The sequence below is a fragment of the Paenarthrobacter sp. NPDC057981 genome (assembly GCF_042886835.1).
In the GTDB taxonomy this organism is placed as follows: domain Bacteria; phylum Actinomycetota; class Actinomycetes; order Actinomycetales; family Micrococcaceae; genus Arthrobacter.
Window position 1 is genome coordinate 200147 of sequence record NZ_JBHVQI010000003.1, and the last position, 15649, is coordinate 215795.

At 63.8% G+C, this 15649-nt stretch carries 15 protein-coding genes; 11 read left to right on the forward strand and 4 right to left on the reverse strand.

Annotated elements, in window-relative coordinates; genetic code table 11:
* Position 1: 1 nt before the first annotated feature.
* A complete protein-coding gene (locus ACFVSI_RS05675) occupies positions 2-1948 on the reverse strand; it encodes a primary-amine oxidase (RefSeq protein ID WP_387820580.1) in 1947 nt (648 codons plus the stop codon).
* A gap of 121 nt (positions 1949-2069) precedes the next feature.
* Here ACFVSI_RS05675 and ACFVSI_RS05680 point away from each other — a divergent pair, with 121 nt between their 5' ends.
* From ACFVSI_RS05680 to ACFVSI_RS05690, 3 genes are all read left to right on the forward strand, one after another.
* Complete coding sequence (locus ACFVSI_RS05680) at positions 2070-2660, forward strand: TetR/AcrR family transcriptional regulator (RefSeq protein WP_387820582.1); 591 nt, start codon at positions 2070-2072, stop codon at positions 2658-2660.
* 108 nt (positions 2661-2768) lie between these two features.
* Entirely contained in the window at positions 2769-3452 is a 684-nt protein-coding gene (locus ACFVSI_RS05685) for a helix-turn-helix domain-containing protein (RefSeq protein WP_387820584.1), read from the forward strand.
* Positions 3442-4164 carry a hypothetical protein gene (locus ACFVSI_RS05690; protein WP_387820587.1) on the forward strand — a complete coding sequence of 241 codons (723 nt, stop codon included), beginning with the start codon at positions 3442-3444 and terminating at the stop codon, positions 4162-4164. The genes ACFVSI_RS05685 and ACFVSI_RS05690 overlap by 11 nt, the downstream gene beginning before the upstream one ends.
* On the opposite strand, the gene ACFVSI_RS05695 is transcribed toward ACFVSI_RS05690, so the two are convergent.
* Positions 4161-4799, reverse strand: a complete 639-nt coding sequence (locus ACFVSI_RS05695) for a LysE family translocator (protein WP_387820590.1) — start codon at positions 4797-4799, stop codon at positions 4161-4163. The two genes, ACFVSI_RS05690 and ACFVSI_RS05695, sit on opposite strands and share 4 nt — an antisense overlap.
* Positions 4800-4975: 176 nt before the next feature.
* On the opposite strand from ACFVSI_RS05695, the gene ACFVSI_RS05700 reads away from it, so the two are divergent.
* The 3 genes from ACFVSI_RS05700 to ACFVSI_RS05710 all read left to right on the forward strand — a co-directional run bounded on the left by ACFVSI_RS05700 (position 4976) and on the right by ACFVSI_RS05710 (position 7745).
* On the forward strand, positions 4976-6388 hold the full coding sequence (locus ACFVSI_RS05700; RefSeq protein WP_387820592.1) for an aldehyde dehydrogenase family protein: 1413 nt from the start codon (positions 4976-4978) through the stop codon (positions 6386-6388).
* 162 nt (positions 6389-6550) lie between these two features.
* Entirely contained in the window at positions 6551-7408 is an 858-nt protein-coding gene (locus ACFVSI_RS05705) for a prephenate dehydratase (RefSeq protein WP_387820595.1), read from the forward strand.
* A gap of 61 nt (positions 7409-7469) precedes the next feature.
* On the forward strand, positions 7470-7745 hold the full coding sequence (locus tag ACFVSI_RS05710) for a type II toxin-antitoxin system Phd/YefM family antitoxin (protein WP_387820597.1): 276 nt from the start codon (positions 7470-7472) through the stop codon (positions 7743-7745).
* Positions 7746-8039: 294 nt separating this feature from the next.
* On the opposite strand, the gene trxB is transcribed toward ACFVSI_RS05710, so the two are convergent.
* Positions 8040-9011, reverse strand: coding sequence for a thioredoxin-disulfide reductase (gene trxB / locus ACFVSI_RS05715; protein WP_387820600.1), 972 nt, complete (start codon positions 9009-9011; stop codon positions 8040-8042).
* A 162-nt stretch (positions 9012-9173) separates the two neighbouring features.
* On the opposite strand from trxB, the gene ACFVSI_RS05720 reads away from it, so the two are divergent.
* Positions 9174-9998, forward strand: a complete 825-nt coding sequence (locus tag ACFVSI_RS05720; protein WP_387820603.1) for a hypothetical protein — start codon at positions 9174-9176, stop codon at positions 9996-9998.
* A gap of 142 nt (positions 9999-10140) precedes the next feature.
* On the opposite strand, the gene ACFVSI_RS05725 is transcribed toward ACFVSI_RS05720, so the two are convergent.
* Positions 10141-12324: an MMPL family transporter gene (locus ACFVSI_RS05725; RefSeq protein WP_387820606.1), complete on the reverse strand. Its 2184-nt coding sequence runs from the start codon at positions 12322-12324 to the stop codon at positions 10141-10143.
* Between the two features lie 154 nt (positions 12325-12478).
* Here ACFVSI_RS05725 and ACFVSI_RS05730 point away from each other — a divergent pair, with 154 nt between their 5' ends.
* The 4 genes from ACFVSI_RS05730 to ACFVSI_RS05745 all read left to right on the forward strand — a co-directional run bounded on the left by ACFVSI_RS05730 (position 12479) and on the right by ACFVSI_RS05745 (position 15643).
* On the forward strand, positions 12479-13057 hold the full coding sequence (locus ACFVSI_RS05730; RefSeq protein ID WP_387820609.1) for a MarR family winged helix-turn-helix transcriptional regulator: 579 nt from the start codon (positions 12479-12481) through the stop codon (positions 13055-13057).
* A gap of 81 nt (positions 13058-13138) precedes the next feature.
* Entirely contained in the window at positions 13139-13954 is an 816-nt protein-coding gene (locus tag ACFVSI_RS05735) for a methyltransferase domain-containing protein (protein ID WP_387820612.1), read from the forward strand.
* Between the two features lie 99 nt (positions 13955-14053).
* Positions 14054-14413, forward strand: coding sequence for a YciI family protein (locus tag ACFVSI_RS05740; RefSeq protein WP_144661061.1), 360 nt, complete (start codon positions 14054-14056; stop codon positions 14411-14413).
* Between the two features lie 24 nt (positions 14414-14437).
* Positions 14438-15643 carry an RNA polymerase sigma factor gene (locus ACFVSI_RS05745; protein WP_387820614.1) on the forward strand — a complete coding sequence of 402 codons (1206 nt, stop codon included), beginning with the start codon at positions 14438-14440 and terminating at the stop codon, positions 15641-15643.
* Positions 15644-15649 lie beyond the last annotated feature (6 nt).

Sequence of the window (15649 nt, forward strand, 5' to 3'; positions counted from 1 at the left end):
GCTAGTGGCAGTGCCCGGAGGCTTCGGTTTGGCCACTTTCAGTGGCCGTGTGGCAGCTGGAACCCGAGGTGTTCGGGGGCACGTCCAGCACCGGGCTCCGGTCGAAGAAGCCCTCGGGACGGAGCTTGAAGCCAACCGTGTCCACAGGCATGATCGGCCAGTCCTCCACGCGCGGGAAATGGGTCAGGCCGAAGGTGTGCCATACGACGATGTCCTGGCCGTCGATGTCACGGTCCTGGGCTACATACGCGGGAAGGCCTGCGCCGCCGGAGTGCTGGTTCACGAAGTCGCCGGTCGGGTAGCGTTCCTCGTCGGCGTAGCGCGTGACCCACAGGTCCTTGGTGGCGAAGGCCGCGCGCTTCGCGATGGAGGAACCAGGGTCAGCCAACAGCGTGGGCTGATTCTCGGCGTGGAGCTTGTAGCCGACCGGTTCGCCCAGACGGTTGCGGGACTCCGGGTTGGAGATGATCCAGGTCCTTCCGGCGCGGGCGTCGGCTTCACGGACGCCCTCGGACTCCTTGGCCAGGAGAACGCGCTTGCGGGAGAACGCGTTGCCGCGCTCGTTGCCCGGCCCCATGGGCTGACGAACCACGTCCTCCTCTTCCACCCGGTTGGTGAAGCCGTCGATCGCCATGTCCAGGCGGGCGCTGAAAAGATGCTGATGGAAGGGCGCGCCCAAGCCCGGTGCGAGCTGGGAAATGTTGTCCGAGCCGCCTTCCGGGAACGCTGAGGTGAAGACGACGCCGGTGGCCTTGGCTTCGAACTCGATGGTGCCGTCCAGGTAGAGGTACCAGTAGAAGCCGTAGTCGTAGTTGCCGATGGTGGTAAAGAAGGAGATCACCAGGCGGCGGTTGCGGCGGGTGTAGTTGATTCCAGTCCACAGATCCGAGTGCTTGGACAGGATGCCCCAGTCTTCCTCGTGCATGCAGATGCCGTTGCGGATTTCGCGGGGGTTGCCAAACGCGTCGCTGATGATCGGGCTGAGGTAGGTAATGTCGCCCAGGCAATCGCAGCCGAGTTCCAGGGAGTTGGCGTACTGGCCTACCAGGTATTCGCCGGTGTCGAAGTAGTTCTGCCAGGACCGGATGGGCGAAGGATCACCGTACGGGACCACCATTTCGGCGATCGAGGCCCGGTTGATGACTTGCCGTTTGCGGTCCCCGTCCTGGAAGGCAAGGTTGTGGAGGACGACTCCTTCGCGGACGTCGAAGCCGACATCGACGCTCCACTTTTCCCACTCGACGTGGTTGCCGCCGGTGACGGTGAAGCTGGGGCCCTCGGGCTGGGTGATGCTGATGGGCTTCTGGGTATCCCGCAGCGGGCCGGTCAGCTGGGGGTCGGTGTAGTTTCCGTGCTCAGCGGGGATAGGCATGATGTCAAGGTCAATGACCTGGGTGACTTCCTTGTTCACCACGTCTACGTAGGCAACCAGCCCGTCCACGGGGTGGGCCCAGGCGCTGTCCTCAGGGAAGTCCTGCACGAACGCCAGTCCACGGAGGATGCGCCGGCCACGTTCTTCCTCGTACTCAAAAACACCCGCGGACAGCGGCGCCACGCGGACCTTTTCGACGTCGAGGTTCCGGGCGGCGAGCGCGGCGAGCCAACGCTCATCGGTGGCCAGCAGCGTCTCGACAACCTCGAACTCCTCTTCAAGGACCGGCAGTTCGCCGGAGACTTTGGTATCAAGTTCGACGGCGGACAGGATCTGCCCGCGGGTGGCGGAAACGAGGATGTCCCTGGGGGCACCGCCGGAGATGTCGTGGATGAAGACGCGGAACCGGCGGTCGTGTTCCTCGGCGCGGCGCGATGGATCCACGAGGCCCAGATACGCGATCCGATGCCCCTCGCCGAGGTGGCCCGCAGCCTGCAGGATGCCCTGGACCGCGGTGATTTCTTCCGCGGTGGCAAGTCTGTACTGGGTGGAAATGTCAGTTGCTGTGGGCGTCATGGTTGCCTCTGGTCCGGGACCTGTGATGGTCAGGATTTATTTTCTATAGTTGTAGAGAATAACCAAAACGTAAGATGGGTCACAAGACCTTTCGCCGACATTTTTCCCAGGAGCCCACCCCGTGCCAAAGATTGTCGACCACGATCAACGACGCCTCGAATTGGTGGACGCAACCTGGCGGATCATCGCGAGACTGGGCATGGAAGGCGCCACCATGCGGGAAATCGCCGAAGAGGCAGGCTTCGCAAACGGCGCCCTCAAGCCCTACTTCCCCACCAAGGACCTGCTGCTCACGTCCGCTTTCGGGCACGTATTCAACCGGACCAACCAGCGCATCGCACTCGTGACGGAAGGGTTGTCAGGACTGGCGGCCCTGCGCGCCTTCTGCGCCGAGGTCCTTCCGCTGGACGAGGAACGCGTCAACGAAGCGCGCATCGTGATCCCCTTCTGGCAAAAGGCACTCAACGACGCCGATATGGCCGACCTCCACAGTGAATCCATGAACCAGTGGCACACCACCATGACCGCGCATGCCGCAGCAGCCCGGGCGGCCGGCGAGATCGCCACCCCGCTGGAAGATGCCGCCGTCGCCGATCACTTAATCAACATGATGCTGGGCGCGCAGATCGTGGCGGCACTGTCACCGGCTGAACACTTCTCGCAGGACCTCGAGGGCCAGCTGGACAACTATTTGGCACTGCTGGCGGCGTGAGGCGTGCTTCAATTACTTATTCGTAGCGGTATCGCCATGAATGTGTAATTTCCACAAGCTGCGCCCGGAGACATTACATATTCATAGCGATACCGCTACCATTATGAAATGACGCTAAGCATCTCCGAGCTGGCCAGCCGCCTCCATGTGAACGAGAGCCGAGCACGGCATCTCGTCCATTCCGGACGCATACGCGGGCAACGGGTCGGTGGACGCTGGATCGTTGAGGAAGCCGATGCCGCGCAATACCGCCCGGGTAGGCTAGCGGGCCGCCCGCTTTCCGAGCGAAGCGCGTGGCTGCTCATGGCCTCATTGTGGGACGAAGCCCCGCACCCTCCCCTTGATTACTTGGAGCTCTCACCCATCGAAAGGCATCGCCTCAACGAACGGATCAGGCGGCTCCAGGACTCTCCCGATCCCCAGGAACTCCTCGCTGCATGGCTCGCCAATCGCGCGGAAAAGTTTGCGTTCTCCTCCGACCCGGCAGATATAGCCGAGCTTCGTGAAGACAAACGAGTCCACCCCTCCGGGGTTTCACACCCCCGGTCCGGTCTGCTGGCGAACTCAGAGTTGGAGGCCTACGTGCGACGCGACCAACTAAAGAGCGTCGTCAAAGACTGGTTCCTGGTTGAACCGGCCTCCGGCAAGAGACCCAATGTCATTCTCAGGGCGGCCGATCAAATCCCGGATGAACTGCCACCACTTGCTGTGGCGGCAGACCTTGCAGAGTGGCCAGGCGTCCGCGAACAACAGGCCGCACGCGAAATCCTTGGGAGCATTCATGCCCATTGAGCTCCCGGCGATGCCTCCCGAACAAAAGGAAGCATGGCAGGCGGTCTTCGAAATCCATGGCTCCATGCCCGACGGCTGGGTCTTGGTCGGCGGCCAGGCCGTCTTCCTGCACGCCGTGGAGCGAGGAGCTCCGAGTGTGCGGGCTACAAAGGACGCAGATATGGCCCTGGACATCCGGGCCTTCCCGACGATGCTCCACGACTTCACCGCCCTCCTCGTGCGGCTCGGATTCGAGTCAGCAGGGGAATCGCCGGAGGGCTATCAGCATCGATGGAGACGCGGAGAGGCCGTGATTGATGTCCTGATCCCCCGCCATCTCGGTGAACGCGCCGGGAAGCGACGCGGCGTTACGGGTGGGACCACAATTGCTGCACCAGCCAGCCAGCAAGCGCTCGACCGTTCGGAGACCGTTGCCGTTCAGGCAGGATCAGCGACCGGCAGCGTCATCCGACCTACGCTCATGGGCAGCCTCATCGGTAAGGCCGCAGCGCTGACCATCATCAACGACCCCCGCAGGCAGCGGCACATCGACGATTTCCTCACTTTGGCCTCGGTGGTCCGGGCGTCCGACCTTCGCGGCGTGACTTACAAGCCTGCTGAACGGGACCACCTGGCAAATATGTTGGGGCGCCTCGCCAATGAACCGGGGCTTATCAACCGGGTGCCTGAAGGTGCCGAGGGAGTGGAACGTTTGCGTCTCTCGTTGAGTTAGCTCGCAGCCCCCGACGCCACCACGCCGACACCCAGTCCCGCGATGATCCCGCTGGAAGTACGTTCGACGGCGGTGCTCACCTTGGGCTTCTTCAGCCACCTCATTGCCTTGAAGGCCACGACGGCGATCATGGAGAGATAGGCAAAGGCGATCACAGCCACCACCACGCCGAGGATCAAGGACGTGCCCATCGTGTCGCCGCCGTGCGGGATGAACTGCGGGACCACGGCCAAGTAGAACAGGCCAACCTTCGGGTTGAGGAGCGTGGACAGGGCCCCGGCGCCAAGCGCCGAAAGCCGGTTGTAGGGCAAAGGCTCTTCAGCGGATCCACCGGCGCCCGCCTTCGCAGCACGACGCGACTTGATGAACGATGAAATGCCCAGGTACAGCAAGTACAACCCGCCGGCGATCTTGATCCAGCGGAACAGCTCCGCGGACTGCTCCAGGATCGCGGCCAGGCCCACACCGACCAGCGCCGCCCACACAATCGCCGCACCTGCGGAACCGGCAGCCGCGGCGATGCCCGCCGACGGTCTGTTGAGCGCGATGCGCAGCACCAGGAAGGTGTCGGGGCCTGGAGTCACAGACAGGACCAGGCAGAGGCCGGCGAAGGCCGCGAGGGAAGCGAGAGTCACAAGATCGATTGTGGAGCATACCGGCAGGTAGCGAAAGCCAAGCGCATCTAAAGCGTTCGCTTGCCGTCAAAGGCTGTTCGTCCATCGACAAGACCACGCCACGTGACGCCAACCACACTGGAGACATCGCCGCGCGCCCTTCCGGCGCCAAGACTTACTACCTGAGCGGAGTACCAATGGAGACTTACGACGCCCTGCTGGCCTCGATCACCGCAGCCCCCGGCCAGAACAGCCGCACCATCCTCGACCCCGCCGCGGGCGAAGCGGTCGGTGAGGCCCCGGTCCACACCGTCGAGGACCTCGAAGCCGCCATCGCTACCGCCGCCGCCATACAACCCGCGTGGGCTGCGTTGGGCCACGACGCCCGGTCCGCCGCGCTCCTCAAAGCAGCCGACGCCGTCGAACGCTCAGCTGAAGAACTTGCGCAACTGCTCTCCCGCGAGCAGGGCAAACCGCTCAACGGCCCGAACGCCCGCTTCGAAGTCGGGGCCTGTGCCGCCTGGCTGCGCGCCACCGCCGGCACCCCGCTGGAACCTGAAGTGGTAGTTGACGACGGCGAAACCCGCGCCGAGCTGCACTACCGGCCCATCGGCGTCGTGGGCGCGATTGGTCCCTGGAACTGGCCCATGATGATCACCGTCTGGCAGATCGCGCCGGCCCTGCGCATGGGCAACTCCGTGGTGGTCAAGCCCTCCGAGTACACGCCGTTGTCCGTGCTCGCCCTGATCTCGATCATCAACCAGGAACTGCCCGAGGGCCTGCTCACCGTGGTGTCCGGAGGGCGCGACGTCGGTGAAGCGCTTGCCACGCACGAGGCGATCGGCAAGGTCATGTTCACCGGCTCAACCGCCACGGGCAAGGCGATCATCCGTTCCTCCGCGGACACCGTCAAGCGGCTCACGCTCGAGCTCGGTGGCAACGACGCCGGCATCGTCCTGCCCGACTCCGACCCCAAAGCCATCGCCGAAGGCCTGTTCTGGGGCGCGTTCATCAACACCGGCCAGACCTGCGCCGCCCTCAAGCGCCTCTACGTCCACGAGTCCCAGTACGAAGCCGTCTGCTCGGAACTCACTGCCGTTGCAGCGGCGATGCCGATGGGCAACGGGCTCGACGAAAACAACGTCCTGGGCCCGCTCCAGAACCGCCAGCAGTACGACATCGTCGCCCGCCTGGTGGACGCCGCCCGCGACTCCGGCGCCCGCATCCTGGTAGGCGGCAACCCCGACACCGAGCAGCCCGGCAACTTCTACCCCACCACTCTTGTTGCGGACATCGACAACGACAACCCGCTCGTCGCCGAAGAACAGTTCGGCCCGGCGCTGCCCATCATCAAGTACAGCACCGTTGATGAGGCCGTCGCCAAGGCGAACGCGCTCGACGTCGGACTCGGCGCCTCAGTCTGGTCCTCCGACCTCGCCGCCGCGCGTGAGGTCGCCGCGCGCATCCAGGCCGGAACGGTTTGGATCAATAAACACGGCGCCGTGGACCCCCGCGTGCCCTTCGGCGGTGCCAAGCAGTCCGGCTACGGCCTGGAGTTCGGCGCCGAAGGCCTCAAGGCTTTGGGAGTGCCGCAGATCATCAACGGCTGATCCCCTTCCCCGCCCAACTAGGGGACAGATAACGTCGCACTGAGCCTCCATAGCGACGTTATCTGTCCCCTAGTTGGGCTGCGGGTGGCTGCGTCGGTTCCCGTTGGCCATAGGGTGGACGCTTTTGCGTTGGCGTATACCCGGCGTGAAACCATGAGCACCATGGCCCAGAAGATTGCGTACCAAGGTGAGCCCGGAGCCAATTCGGACCTCGCGTGCAAGGAAATGTTCCCAGAACTCGAAAGCGTGCCGTGCGCCAGTTTTGAGGACGCGTTTGAACTGGTCTCCAACGGGGATGTCGATCTGGCCATGATCCCCATCGAGAACTCCATCGCCGGGCGGGTGGCCGACATCCATGTCCTGCTGCCCCAGTCCAATCTTCAGATCGTCGGGGAGTACTTCCTCCCGATCCACTTTGACCTGATGGGAATCCCAGGCAGCACCATTGAGGATGCCACCGAGGTGCACAGCCACATTCATGCCCTGGGCCAGTGCCGCCGCATCATCCGCGAGGCCGGCCTCAAACCCGTCATTGCCGGTGACACCGCGGGGTCGGCCCGGGAAGTCCGGGACTGGAACGACCCCCGCAAGCTCTCGCTCGCTCCGCCGCTGGCTGCCCAGCTGTACGGACTCGAAGTCCTTGCCTCCGGCGTCGAGGACAACCCCACCAACACCACTCGCTTTGTTGTCTTGGCTCGCGAACGCGAACTTCCCACCAAGGAAGAGCTCCCCGGCCCGGCGATCACCAGTTTCGTATTCCGCGTCCGCAACGTTCCGTCCGCCCTCTACAAGGCGCTGGGCGGCTTCGCTACCAATGGACTGAACATGACCCGACTGGAAAGCTACATGGTCGGCGACGAGTTCGCGGCCACCATGTTCCTGTCCGACGTCGAAGGCCACCCGGAGGATGCCCGACTGCGCCGCGCGCTGGAGGAATTGGAGTTCTTCACCACCGAAGTGCGCGTCCTGGGCGTCTATGCGGCGGATGCATATCGGGAGCGGAACACGGTCAAGGCCTGAGACGCACCTCAGGCCACAACTAAGGCTAGTTATAAGCTCGAAATCCGGCTAAATTGCCCGCATGAAGACAGTCCCTCTTAGCGAAGCCAAGGACAAGCTCTTGGCCTTGGTCGAAGAAGCAGACACCACACACGAGATCATCCAAATCACCCGCGACGCGGGCCCCGCCGCTGTCCTCATGTCAGCGGATGACCTGGAGTCGCTCCAGGAAACCATTCATTGGCTGTCCCAGCCGAACATCCATGAAGATTTGGCTCAGGCCCGTCGCGACATCGCAGAAGGCAACACAAAGAGCGGCGATGATCTGCGCCGCGAGTTCGGGCTGCCGCCCCGGTGAGCGACACAGTGAGGAAAACGAACCTTGGAAGGTACAGGCCACCAGCCCGGCCCTGAACATTTGACAGCCTGCCGGAGAAGGCCGCCTCAGCGATTGTTGAATTCGTCACCGGAGCACTCGCCGGTAACCCTCACCGCCTCAGCAAGCCGTTGACCAATGAGCTCACTGTTTAGCGCACGGCACGCCGGGGAGATTACCGTGTGCTGTTCACACTCGACCTTGAAGAGCACGTGCTTTACGTCCACCGGATTCAGCACCGCGCAGACGTCTACAAGCCTCGCTGATTCGGCCAAGCTAAAAATGCGTCGGCTCCTCCACAAGTGCCGTGGCGATGCTGTGGGCATCTTCCAGAGCCGCTAGGTAGCGCTCTGCATCCAGCGCTGCTGAACACCCTGTCCCCGCCGCCGTGATCGCCTGGCGGTAGCGGTGGTCCACGGCGTCACCGCAGGCGAACACACCGGACAGGTTGGTGCACGTGGTGGGCGAATCCACCTTGATGTAGCCCTCCGCGTCGAGCTCAACCTGGCCCGCAACAAGCTCCGTCCGCGGCAAGTGTCCGATGGCCACGAAGATGCCCGTTGCTGCTTGCTCGCGGGTTTCCCCGGTACGGGTATCGGTGAGGGTGACCCCGGTGACCTTGGTATCGCCATGGATGGCGGTCACAGCTGAGTTCCAGGCGAACGAGATCTTCGGGTTGTCCTTGGCGCGCTGGGCCATGATCCGCGAGGCGCGCAGCTCGCCCTTGCGCACGACGACGGTCACGGACTTACCGAACCGTGTCAGGAACGTCGCTTCCTCCATGGCCGAGTCTCCTCCTCCGACCACGATGATGTCCTGCTCGCGGAAGAAGAAACCGTCGCAGGTGGCGCACCAGGAGACGCCATGCCCGCTGAGCTTCTTCTCTTCGGCCAAACCGAGTTCCTTATAGGCCGAGCCCGTCGCCAGAATGACCGCCGGGGCCTCGTGGGTCTCCCCGGCTCCGGTGACCACAGTCTTGACGTGACCTGCAAGCGAAACTTCAGTGACGTCGTCGAACACTATCCGGGCGCCGAACTTCTCCGCCTGGGCCTGCAGCCCGTCCATCAGCTCAGGGCCTTGTATACCCTCAGGGAAGCCGGGGAAGTTCTCCACTTCCGTGGTGTTCATGAGGGCCCCGCCGGCCGTGACCGAACCAGCGAGGACCAAGGGGTTCAGGCCTGCCCGGGCTGCGTAAATTGCTGCCGTGTAGCCCGCAGGGCCGGACCCGATGATGATCAGCTGTTCCATTGATTCTCCTGGATTGATCTGGTCGGGGTCGTCCGCACCCGCTGCCACGAAGAATACATTGATGCGCTGACGATGGCTCCGTCCGTCGGTGATTTTCAAGATGGAGTGAGCGCTGGGACAGGGCCCGTCAGGTGTCACCTAGTCTTATACCCGGGGGTACACGTGAAAAATTCGAACCAACGGTCCGCGCCGATTCTGTCCTGGGCGATGATCGCGGCTGTGGTGGCGCTGTTCATCTGGATGGCCCGCAATTCATTGCTTCAGGCGTCGCCACTTTTCGTGGTGGCGGCCGCTTACGCCTTCCTGCTGTTCCGGGTGTTCTCCGTCTCGACCCGCGCCTACTTGGTGATGCACTTCGGAACACTGCTCATTTTCTTCTCCTGGCTCTCCGTTGAGGACGACCTCGGAATTCCCGCCGCAGGTTCCTGGCTGCTCGGATTCGCCGCAGGGGCCATCGGCAGCGGATTATCCGGAAAAGGTTCGGGAGCGGAGGCAGTCCGCGAACGCGAGCGCAAGGCCAAGGACGGTGGTGGTTTCACGGGCGGGATTCGTTTGGCGCTGGTCAACGCCGCCAGCGTGGCGATCCTCGTGGGAAGCGGATTAGCGCATCTCGCGTTTCAATCCCCGACGGTGGCAGTCGCCGCAGTTCTGGCCGGCGCCTTGGTCTGCGGATGGGCACTGTACCGCTTCCCACCTTCGGCACTGACCCGGAACGTCCTTCAACTGATCATCCCGGCGGAGTTCCTGCTGTTGATGATCCTTGCAGGGAATACAGGTCAGATGGCCCTACCTTTTGTGTGGACTTATGGCGTTCTCGCGGGCATCCTCCTTGGCGGTCGGTACTGGAGCGGCCCCCGGCTCGGCGAACCCCGGCCGCCCTTCAGTGGCCAGGGCACCAAGCGCCGCAAGCGGAAACCTGTTCGGAAGCCGCAGCGGAAACGGCAGGCGCGCCAACAGAGGAACAGGGACAAGGCTGCCGCCCGCTGAGATGCGGAGAAGTCATTGTTCGCCATTGCCGGCGGAGGGTTCCGTTGGCCTACCGGTCAACGGACCCACCGCCGGTCAATGGCGCGACACCCGGCTGCTTGAGCGCCGCCCGCCCGCCACTTTCTGACGGAGCGTTCTTGACCTATCGCCCCACGGACGCTGCTTCTTCCTCACGCTCACCGCGCGGTCCAACCGGGTCTTTCGAAGATCCGCGCCCAAGCTTGCCCGGCCACCAGATCTTGTTGCCGATGTCGTACGCCAACGCCGGGACCAACAAGGATCGGACCAGCACGGTGTCCAGGAGCACGCCGAACGCCACAATGAACGCCAGCTGCACCAGGAACATGATGGGGATGACGCCCAGCGCGGCGAACGTGGCGGCGAGGACAACGCCAGCCGAGGTAATGACACCGCCTGTTACGCCCAAGCCCCGAAGGATGCCCGGACGGGTCCCGTGCTTCAGCGATTCTTCACGGACGCGGCTCATCAGGAAGATGTTGTAGTCCACGCCCAGCGCAACCAGGAACACGAAGCCGAACAGGGGGACGGTGGCGTCAGCTCCCGAGAATCCAAAAATCCCGTTGAATACCCACGCCGAGACACCCATCGCGGCGCCGTAGGACAGCACCACCGAGAGCACCAGCAGCACCGGCGCGACCACCGAGCGCAGCAGCAGCATCAGGATGAAGAGGATAACCACCAGCACGATCGGGATGATCACTACAAGGTCGCGTTGCGCGGTGGTGTTGGTATCCAAGGCTGTGGCAGTGACACCGCCAACCAACGCTCCCGGGTCTGCTTCCTTGACGGCAACGCGCAGGGCTTTCACCGCATTTTCGGCCTCGATCGAATCAGCCGCATTGTTCAGTGTGGCGTTGATGAGCACTTTTCCGTCGCGGACCGCGGGTTCGGACGGCGTTCCCGGCGCTCCCGTTATGGGCACGCTTCCGTCGGCCAGCAGGTAGGCGTCGCCAACGCCGTCGGCCGCTTTGACCTTGTCCAGGACCTGCTGCGCGGCCCCTTGGGAGGCGACCACGACGGCGGGGCTGCCGCTGCCGGCGTCGAAATGGCGCGCCAGAGCGTCCTGGCCGTCCACAGCGTCGGACTTGGACAGGATCACGTCGGTCTGCGGGACACCGTTGGCTTTCAGTTGCAGGACACCCGTCGCGGCCACGAGCAGCAAAAGCACAGACGCGATCCAGACGATGCGCGGGCGCCGCGAGACCAGGCGGCCGGTGGCGCGCCACAGACCCTTTTGTCCCTCAAGTCCGGTCACAATGTCAGGTTCGCGTTCGTCGTCGGGCAGCAGCTTGGGCCGGAAGGGCCAGAAGGCGGCGCGTCCCAGCAAAGCCATCAACGCTGGAAGGAGCGTCAGCGCAGCGAAGAGCGCGCAAAGGATCCCGGCAGCGGCCACGGGACCCAGCGCCTTGTTGGAATTCAGGTCGGAGAAGAGAAGGCAGAGCAAGGCAATGATGACGGTGGCGCCGGAGGCAAGAATTGGCTCGAAGGACGCCTTCCACGCGGTCAGAACGGCCTGCGTGCGGTTTCGGGTGTGGGTCAGCGCCTCACGGAATCGAGCCACGAACAACAGCGCGTAGTCCGTAGCGGCACCGATCACAAGGATGGACAGGATGCCCTGGCTTTGGCCGTTCAGCTGGATCCAGCCGATCTTGGCCATGCCGAAAACCAGCAGGATCGCGGCGCACAGGGCGAACACCGAGGTGAAAAGCACCGCCAGCGGCAGGACCACCGAGCGATACACCAGAAGCAGGATCACGAATACTGCGCCCAGGGCTACCAGCAGCAGGATTCCGTCGATGCCTCCGAAGGCGTTGACGAGGTCGGCCGTCAGTCCCGCCGGGCCTGTCACATACGCTTTCATGCCGTCCGGTGCGCCCGGTTGCACGACGTCGCGCAGTTCCTTCACCACGTCGCGGATCTCGTCGGATTCAGCGATCGGGACGATGTACTGGACGGCTTTGCCATCTTCCGAGGGAATAGGACCGACGACGCCGCTCCCCAGCTTGAGTGCCTCGATGTCGGCTTTCAGCTTGGCTGCTTCGCCCAGCTGGGCCGGGGTGAATGCTGAGTCATTTTCAACGATGACCACAGCGGGGATCTCTTTGGAATCACGGAACTTGGCCTGCCAGTCGCCGGCTTCGGTGGCTTCCGCCCCAGCGGGCAGGAAGGATGCCTGGTCGTTGGAGGAGACTTCGTCCAGGCGCCCGAACGTGGGGCCGCCCACTCCTGCGATGCCTAGCCAGGTAATTACGAGCACCACCGGCACCAGCCAGCGTAGCCAGAACGGTACTTTCTGCGGATTCATGAGTCCTTCTTCTTGGGGAAGCTTCTGAGTGGTTTCATTAGACTATAGAGTATCTCCATCATGGAACTAATCAAGAGGCCTCCTGGGAGGAATGCGCTGAAGGGGCGGGCCGGGGAGTAATATCCGGAGGGCAGAAATGACTCAAGGAGGGCAGATGTCGGACACGAACGGGCAGCGGACCGGCAACCCTGCCGCAGCACAGGGCCCCGCCCCGGAAGGTGCCGTCCCGCCGTCGGGCGCAGCCGAGGAAGGTGCCGTCCCGCCGTCGGGCGCCGCCCAGGACCTGGTCCGCCTGCTCCAGGACTTCACGCTGGAAGCCAACCACTACGTGGATGCTGCCGGCGGAGCAAACGACATGCACCGCACCGACCTCAACGCCTTGGCAGTGATCATGCGACATTCGGCCGCCGGACTCGTGGTGACGCCGGGAGTGCTTCGCAGTGAATTGCGCCTGAGCTCCCCCGCCACCACGGCACTGGTTGACCGCCTCCATGCAAGCGGTCACGTAATTCGCGAGCGCCTGGGCACGGACCGTCGTCAGGTTCAACTCCAGATGACCCCCAAGGCGTACCGGGATGGAAGTGCCATCTTCATGCCGCTCGCCATGCGCATGGGCAAGGCCATGGCCGAGTACAGCGCGGAGGAACTGGAACTCGTACGCCGCTTCATGGCCGACATGGTGCAGGCGACCATCGAAGCCCGGCGCCAAGCCACAGCGGCTGAACCCAACTAGGGGACAGCAAACGGCCCAATGAGCCCCTATTGGACCGTTTCCTGTCCCCCAGTTGGGGTGGGGTGGCTGTAGCGTTTCCCTATGAACGCGCAGCAGCCAGAAGATGTCTATACCCACGGGCACCACGAGTCGGTTGTCCGGGCCCACGCCTCACGGACGGTCGAGAATTCGGCGGCGTTCGTGATCCCCCATCTCACCCCCGGAACGTCGGTTCTCGACGTCGGTTGCGGGCCTGGGAGCATAACGTGCGATTTCGCGGGGCTGGTTGCGCCGGGGCAAGTGATCGGTCTGGACCGCTCTGCCGATATCGTGGCGCAGGCAACCGAACTGGCCAGGGAACGCGGCGTGGACAACGTGGCGTTCCAAACCGGCAATATCTACGATCTCGACTTCGAGGACGAATCGTTCGACCTCGTCCACGCCCACCAGGTCCTCCAGCACCTCACCGACCCGGTCGCGGCCCTGCGTGAGATGCGCCGCGTAGCCAAACCCGGCGCCATCGTCGCCGTGCGCGACGCCGATTTCCACGGCATGAGCTGGTACCCGGAAGTACCGGAACTCGACGACTGGATGGAGCTGTACCAGAAGATCGCCCGGCGCAACGGAGCAGAACCCGACGCCGGGCGGCGCTTGGTCTCATGGGCGCAGCAGGCAGGGTTCACGCAGGTGGCCCCCACCAGCAGCAACTGGCTCTACGCCACGGCCCAGCAACGTGCCTGGCAATCCCGGGTCTGGAGCGAAAGGGTGCTGCACTCCGCATTCGCGGAGCAGGCCTTGGAATACGGCCTGGCCAACGAAGCCGACCTTGCCCGGATCGCCGCCGGCTGGCACCGCTGGGGCGCCACTGAGGACGGCTACTTCCTCATTCCGAACGGTGAAGTCATCGCCCGGGCATAAGCCGCAAGAAAAATTCCGGAACCATGTAGAAATGCCCTCGCCAGTTCCGACCCATGAGTGAAGCACCCATCCAGGGCGCCACATCACAAGGAGTTAGCCATGAAATACATGATCATGATGTTCGGGTCCGCTGAAGGCATGATGGAGACCGCCGATCCTGAATGGATCCGGGAAATGATCGGATTCATGATCCAGATCGACAAGGACCTGACCGAATCCGGGGAACTCGTCTTCAACGCCGGCCTGACCGACGGCAGCACGGCGAAGCTCGTCAAGCAGACCCCGGACGGCGTCATCACCACCGATGGCCCCTACGCCGAATCCAAGGAATCCCTCGTCGGCTACTGGGTGGTCGATGTCGCCAGCGAGGAGCGAGCCGTGGAAATCTGTTCCAGCATTGTGAAGTACTCCCAGGTCGTGGAGCTCCGCGCCCTCGCGGACGGCCCTCCGGAGGTATAGCACTTGGCCCAACCCCCTCGCGACATGCGATTAGAGGACCTGCTGCGCACCCTCGCGCCGCAGGTCCTCGGCGTGCTGGCACGCAAGCACGGCCAGTTCGATGCCTGCGAGGACGCCGTCCAGGAAGCGCTGTTGGAGGCCGCCCTCCAGTGGCCCTCTGCCCTGCCGGACAACCCGAAAGCATGGCTGATGGCGGTCGCATCACGCCGCTTGGTGGATTTCCATCGAAGCGAAAATGCCCGGCGTGCGCGTGAGGAACGGGTCGCGGCCATGGACTTCCAGTACAGCGCCGCCCCGGAAACAGACGACACCCTGACCCTCATGTTCCTTTGCTGCCACCCCGCGTTGTCGGCACCATCGCAACTGGCCCTGACGCTGAGGGCAGTTGGAGGACTCACGACGGCGGAAATCGCCTCAGCCTTCCTCGTCCCCGAAGCGACCATGGGACAACGCATCAGCCGCGCGAAACAGGGGATCCAGAAGGCCGGCGCAACCTTCAGCATGCCGCCGGCTTCCGAGCGGAAGGCGAGGCTCGGCGTCGTACTTCACGTCCTGTACCTGATCTTCAACGAAGGTTACGCTGCGAGCTCCGGTGCGTCGCTGCAGCGCGAAGAACTTACTACGGAGGCCATCCGGCTGGCTCGCCTGTTGGTGACCGCTGCCCCCGCCGAACCGGAGGCGACCGGACTGCTGGCGCTGATGCTGCTCTCCGACTCCCGGCGATCGGCGCGCACTCTGGACGATGGGACCCCGGTGCCGCTGGCTGAGCAGGACCGAAATCTGTGGAACCGCGCGCAACTCGACGAGGGCGTTGCGCTGTTGTCGTCAGTGCTGGGTCGTAGTGCTGCCGGACCGTACCAATTGCAGGCGGCGATCGCGGCGGTCCACGCAGAAGCCGGGTCCAACGAGGAAACCGATTGGCCGCAGATACTTGCCTTGTACACGGTGTTGGAGGCTGTCGCTCCGAGTCCCGTGGTGACCTTGAACCGCGCAGTGGCTCTGGCCATGGTGAAGGGGCCTGCGGCGGGTCTTGAGCTGCTGTCCGGGCTGGATGCTGCACTGGACCGATCGCACAGGCTCGACGCCGTACGCGGGCACCTGTACGAGATGGCGGGCTTGCTTCCGGAGGCCCGCGCAGCTTTTCTTGCCGCAGCCAAAAAAACACAGAGCCTGCAGGAGCGTCGCTACCTGCTGGGGAAGGTCACAAAGCTGGACGACGGCGGGTCGTGACCCCCT

Coding starts and splice junctions, on each gene's coding strand:
- ACFVSI_RS05740 (WP_144661061.1), top strand. CDS start 14,054: ATGAAATACATGATCATGATGTTCGGGTCCGCTGAAGGCATGATGGAG.
- ACFVSI_RS05735 (WP_387820612.1), top strand. CDS start 13,139: ATGAACGCGCAGCAGCCAGAAGATGTCTATACCCACGGGCACCACGAG.
- trxB (WP_387820600.1), bottom strand. CDS start 9,011: ATGGAACAGCTGATCATCATCGGGTCCGGCCCTGCGGGCTACACGGCA.
- ACFVSI_RS05745 (WP_387820614.1), top strand. CDS start 14,438: ATGCGATTAGAGGACCTGCTGCGCACCCTCGCGCCGCAGGTCCTCGGC.
- ACFVSI_RS05725 (WP_387820606.1), bottom strand. CDS start 12,324: ATGAATCCGCAGAAAGTACCGTTCTGGCTACGCTGGCTGGTGCCGGTG.
- ACFVSI_RS05685 (WP_387820584.1), top strand. CDS start 2,769: ATGACGCTAAGCATCTCCGAGCTGGCCAGCCGCCTCCATGTGAACGAG.
- ACFVSI_RS05690 (WP_387820587.1), top strand. CDS start 3,442: ATGCCCATTGAGCTCCCGGCGATGCCTCCCGAACAAAAGGAAGCATGG.
- ACFVSI_RS05705 (WP_387820595.1), top strand. CDS start 6,551: ATGGCCCAGAAGATTGCGTACCAAGGTGAGCCCGGAGCCAATTCGGAC.
- ACFVSI_RS05675 (WP_387820580.1), bottom strand. CDS start 1,948: ATGACGCCCACAGCAACTGACATTTCCACCCAGTACAGACTTGCCACC.
- ACFVSI_RS05710 (WP_387820597.1), top strand. CDS start 7,470: ATGAAGACAGTCCCTCTTAGCGAAGCCAAGGACAAGCTCTTGGCCTTG.
- ACFVSI_RS05730 (WP_387820609.1), top strand. CDS start 12,479: ATGTCGGACACGAACGGGCAGCGGACCGGCAACCCTGCCGCAGCACAG.
- ACFVSI_RS05700 (WP_387820592.1), top strand. CDS start 4,976: ATGGAGACTTACGACGCCCTGCTGGCCTCGATCACCGCAGCCCCCGGC.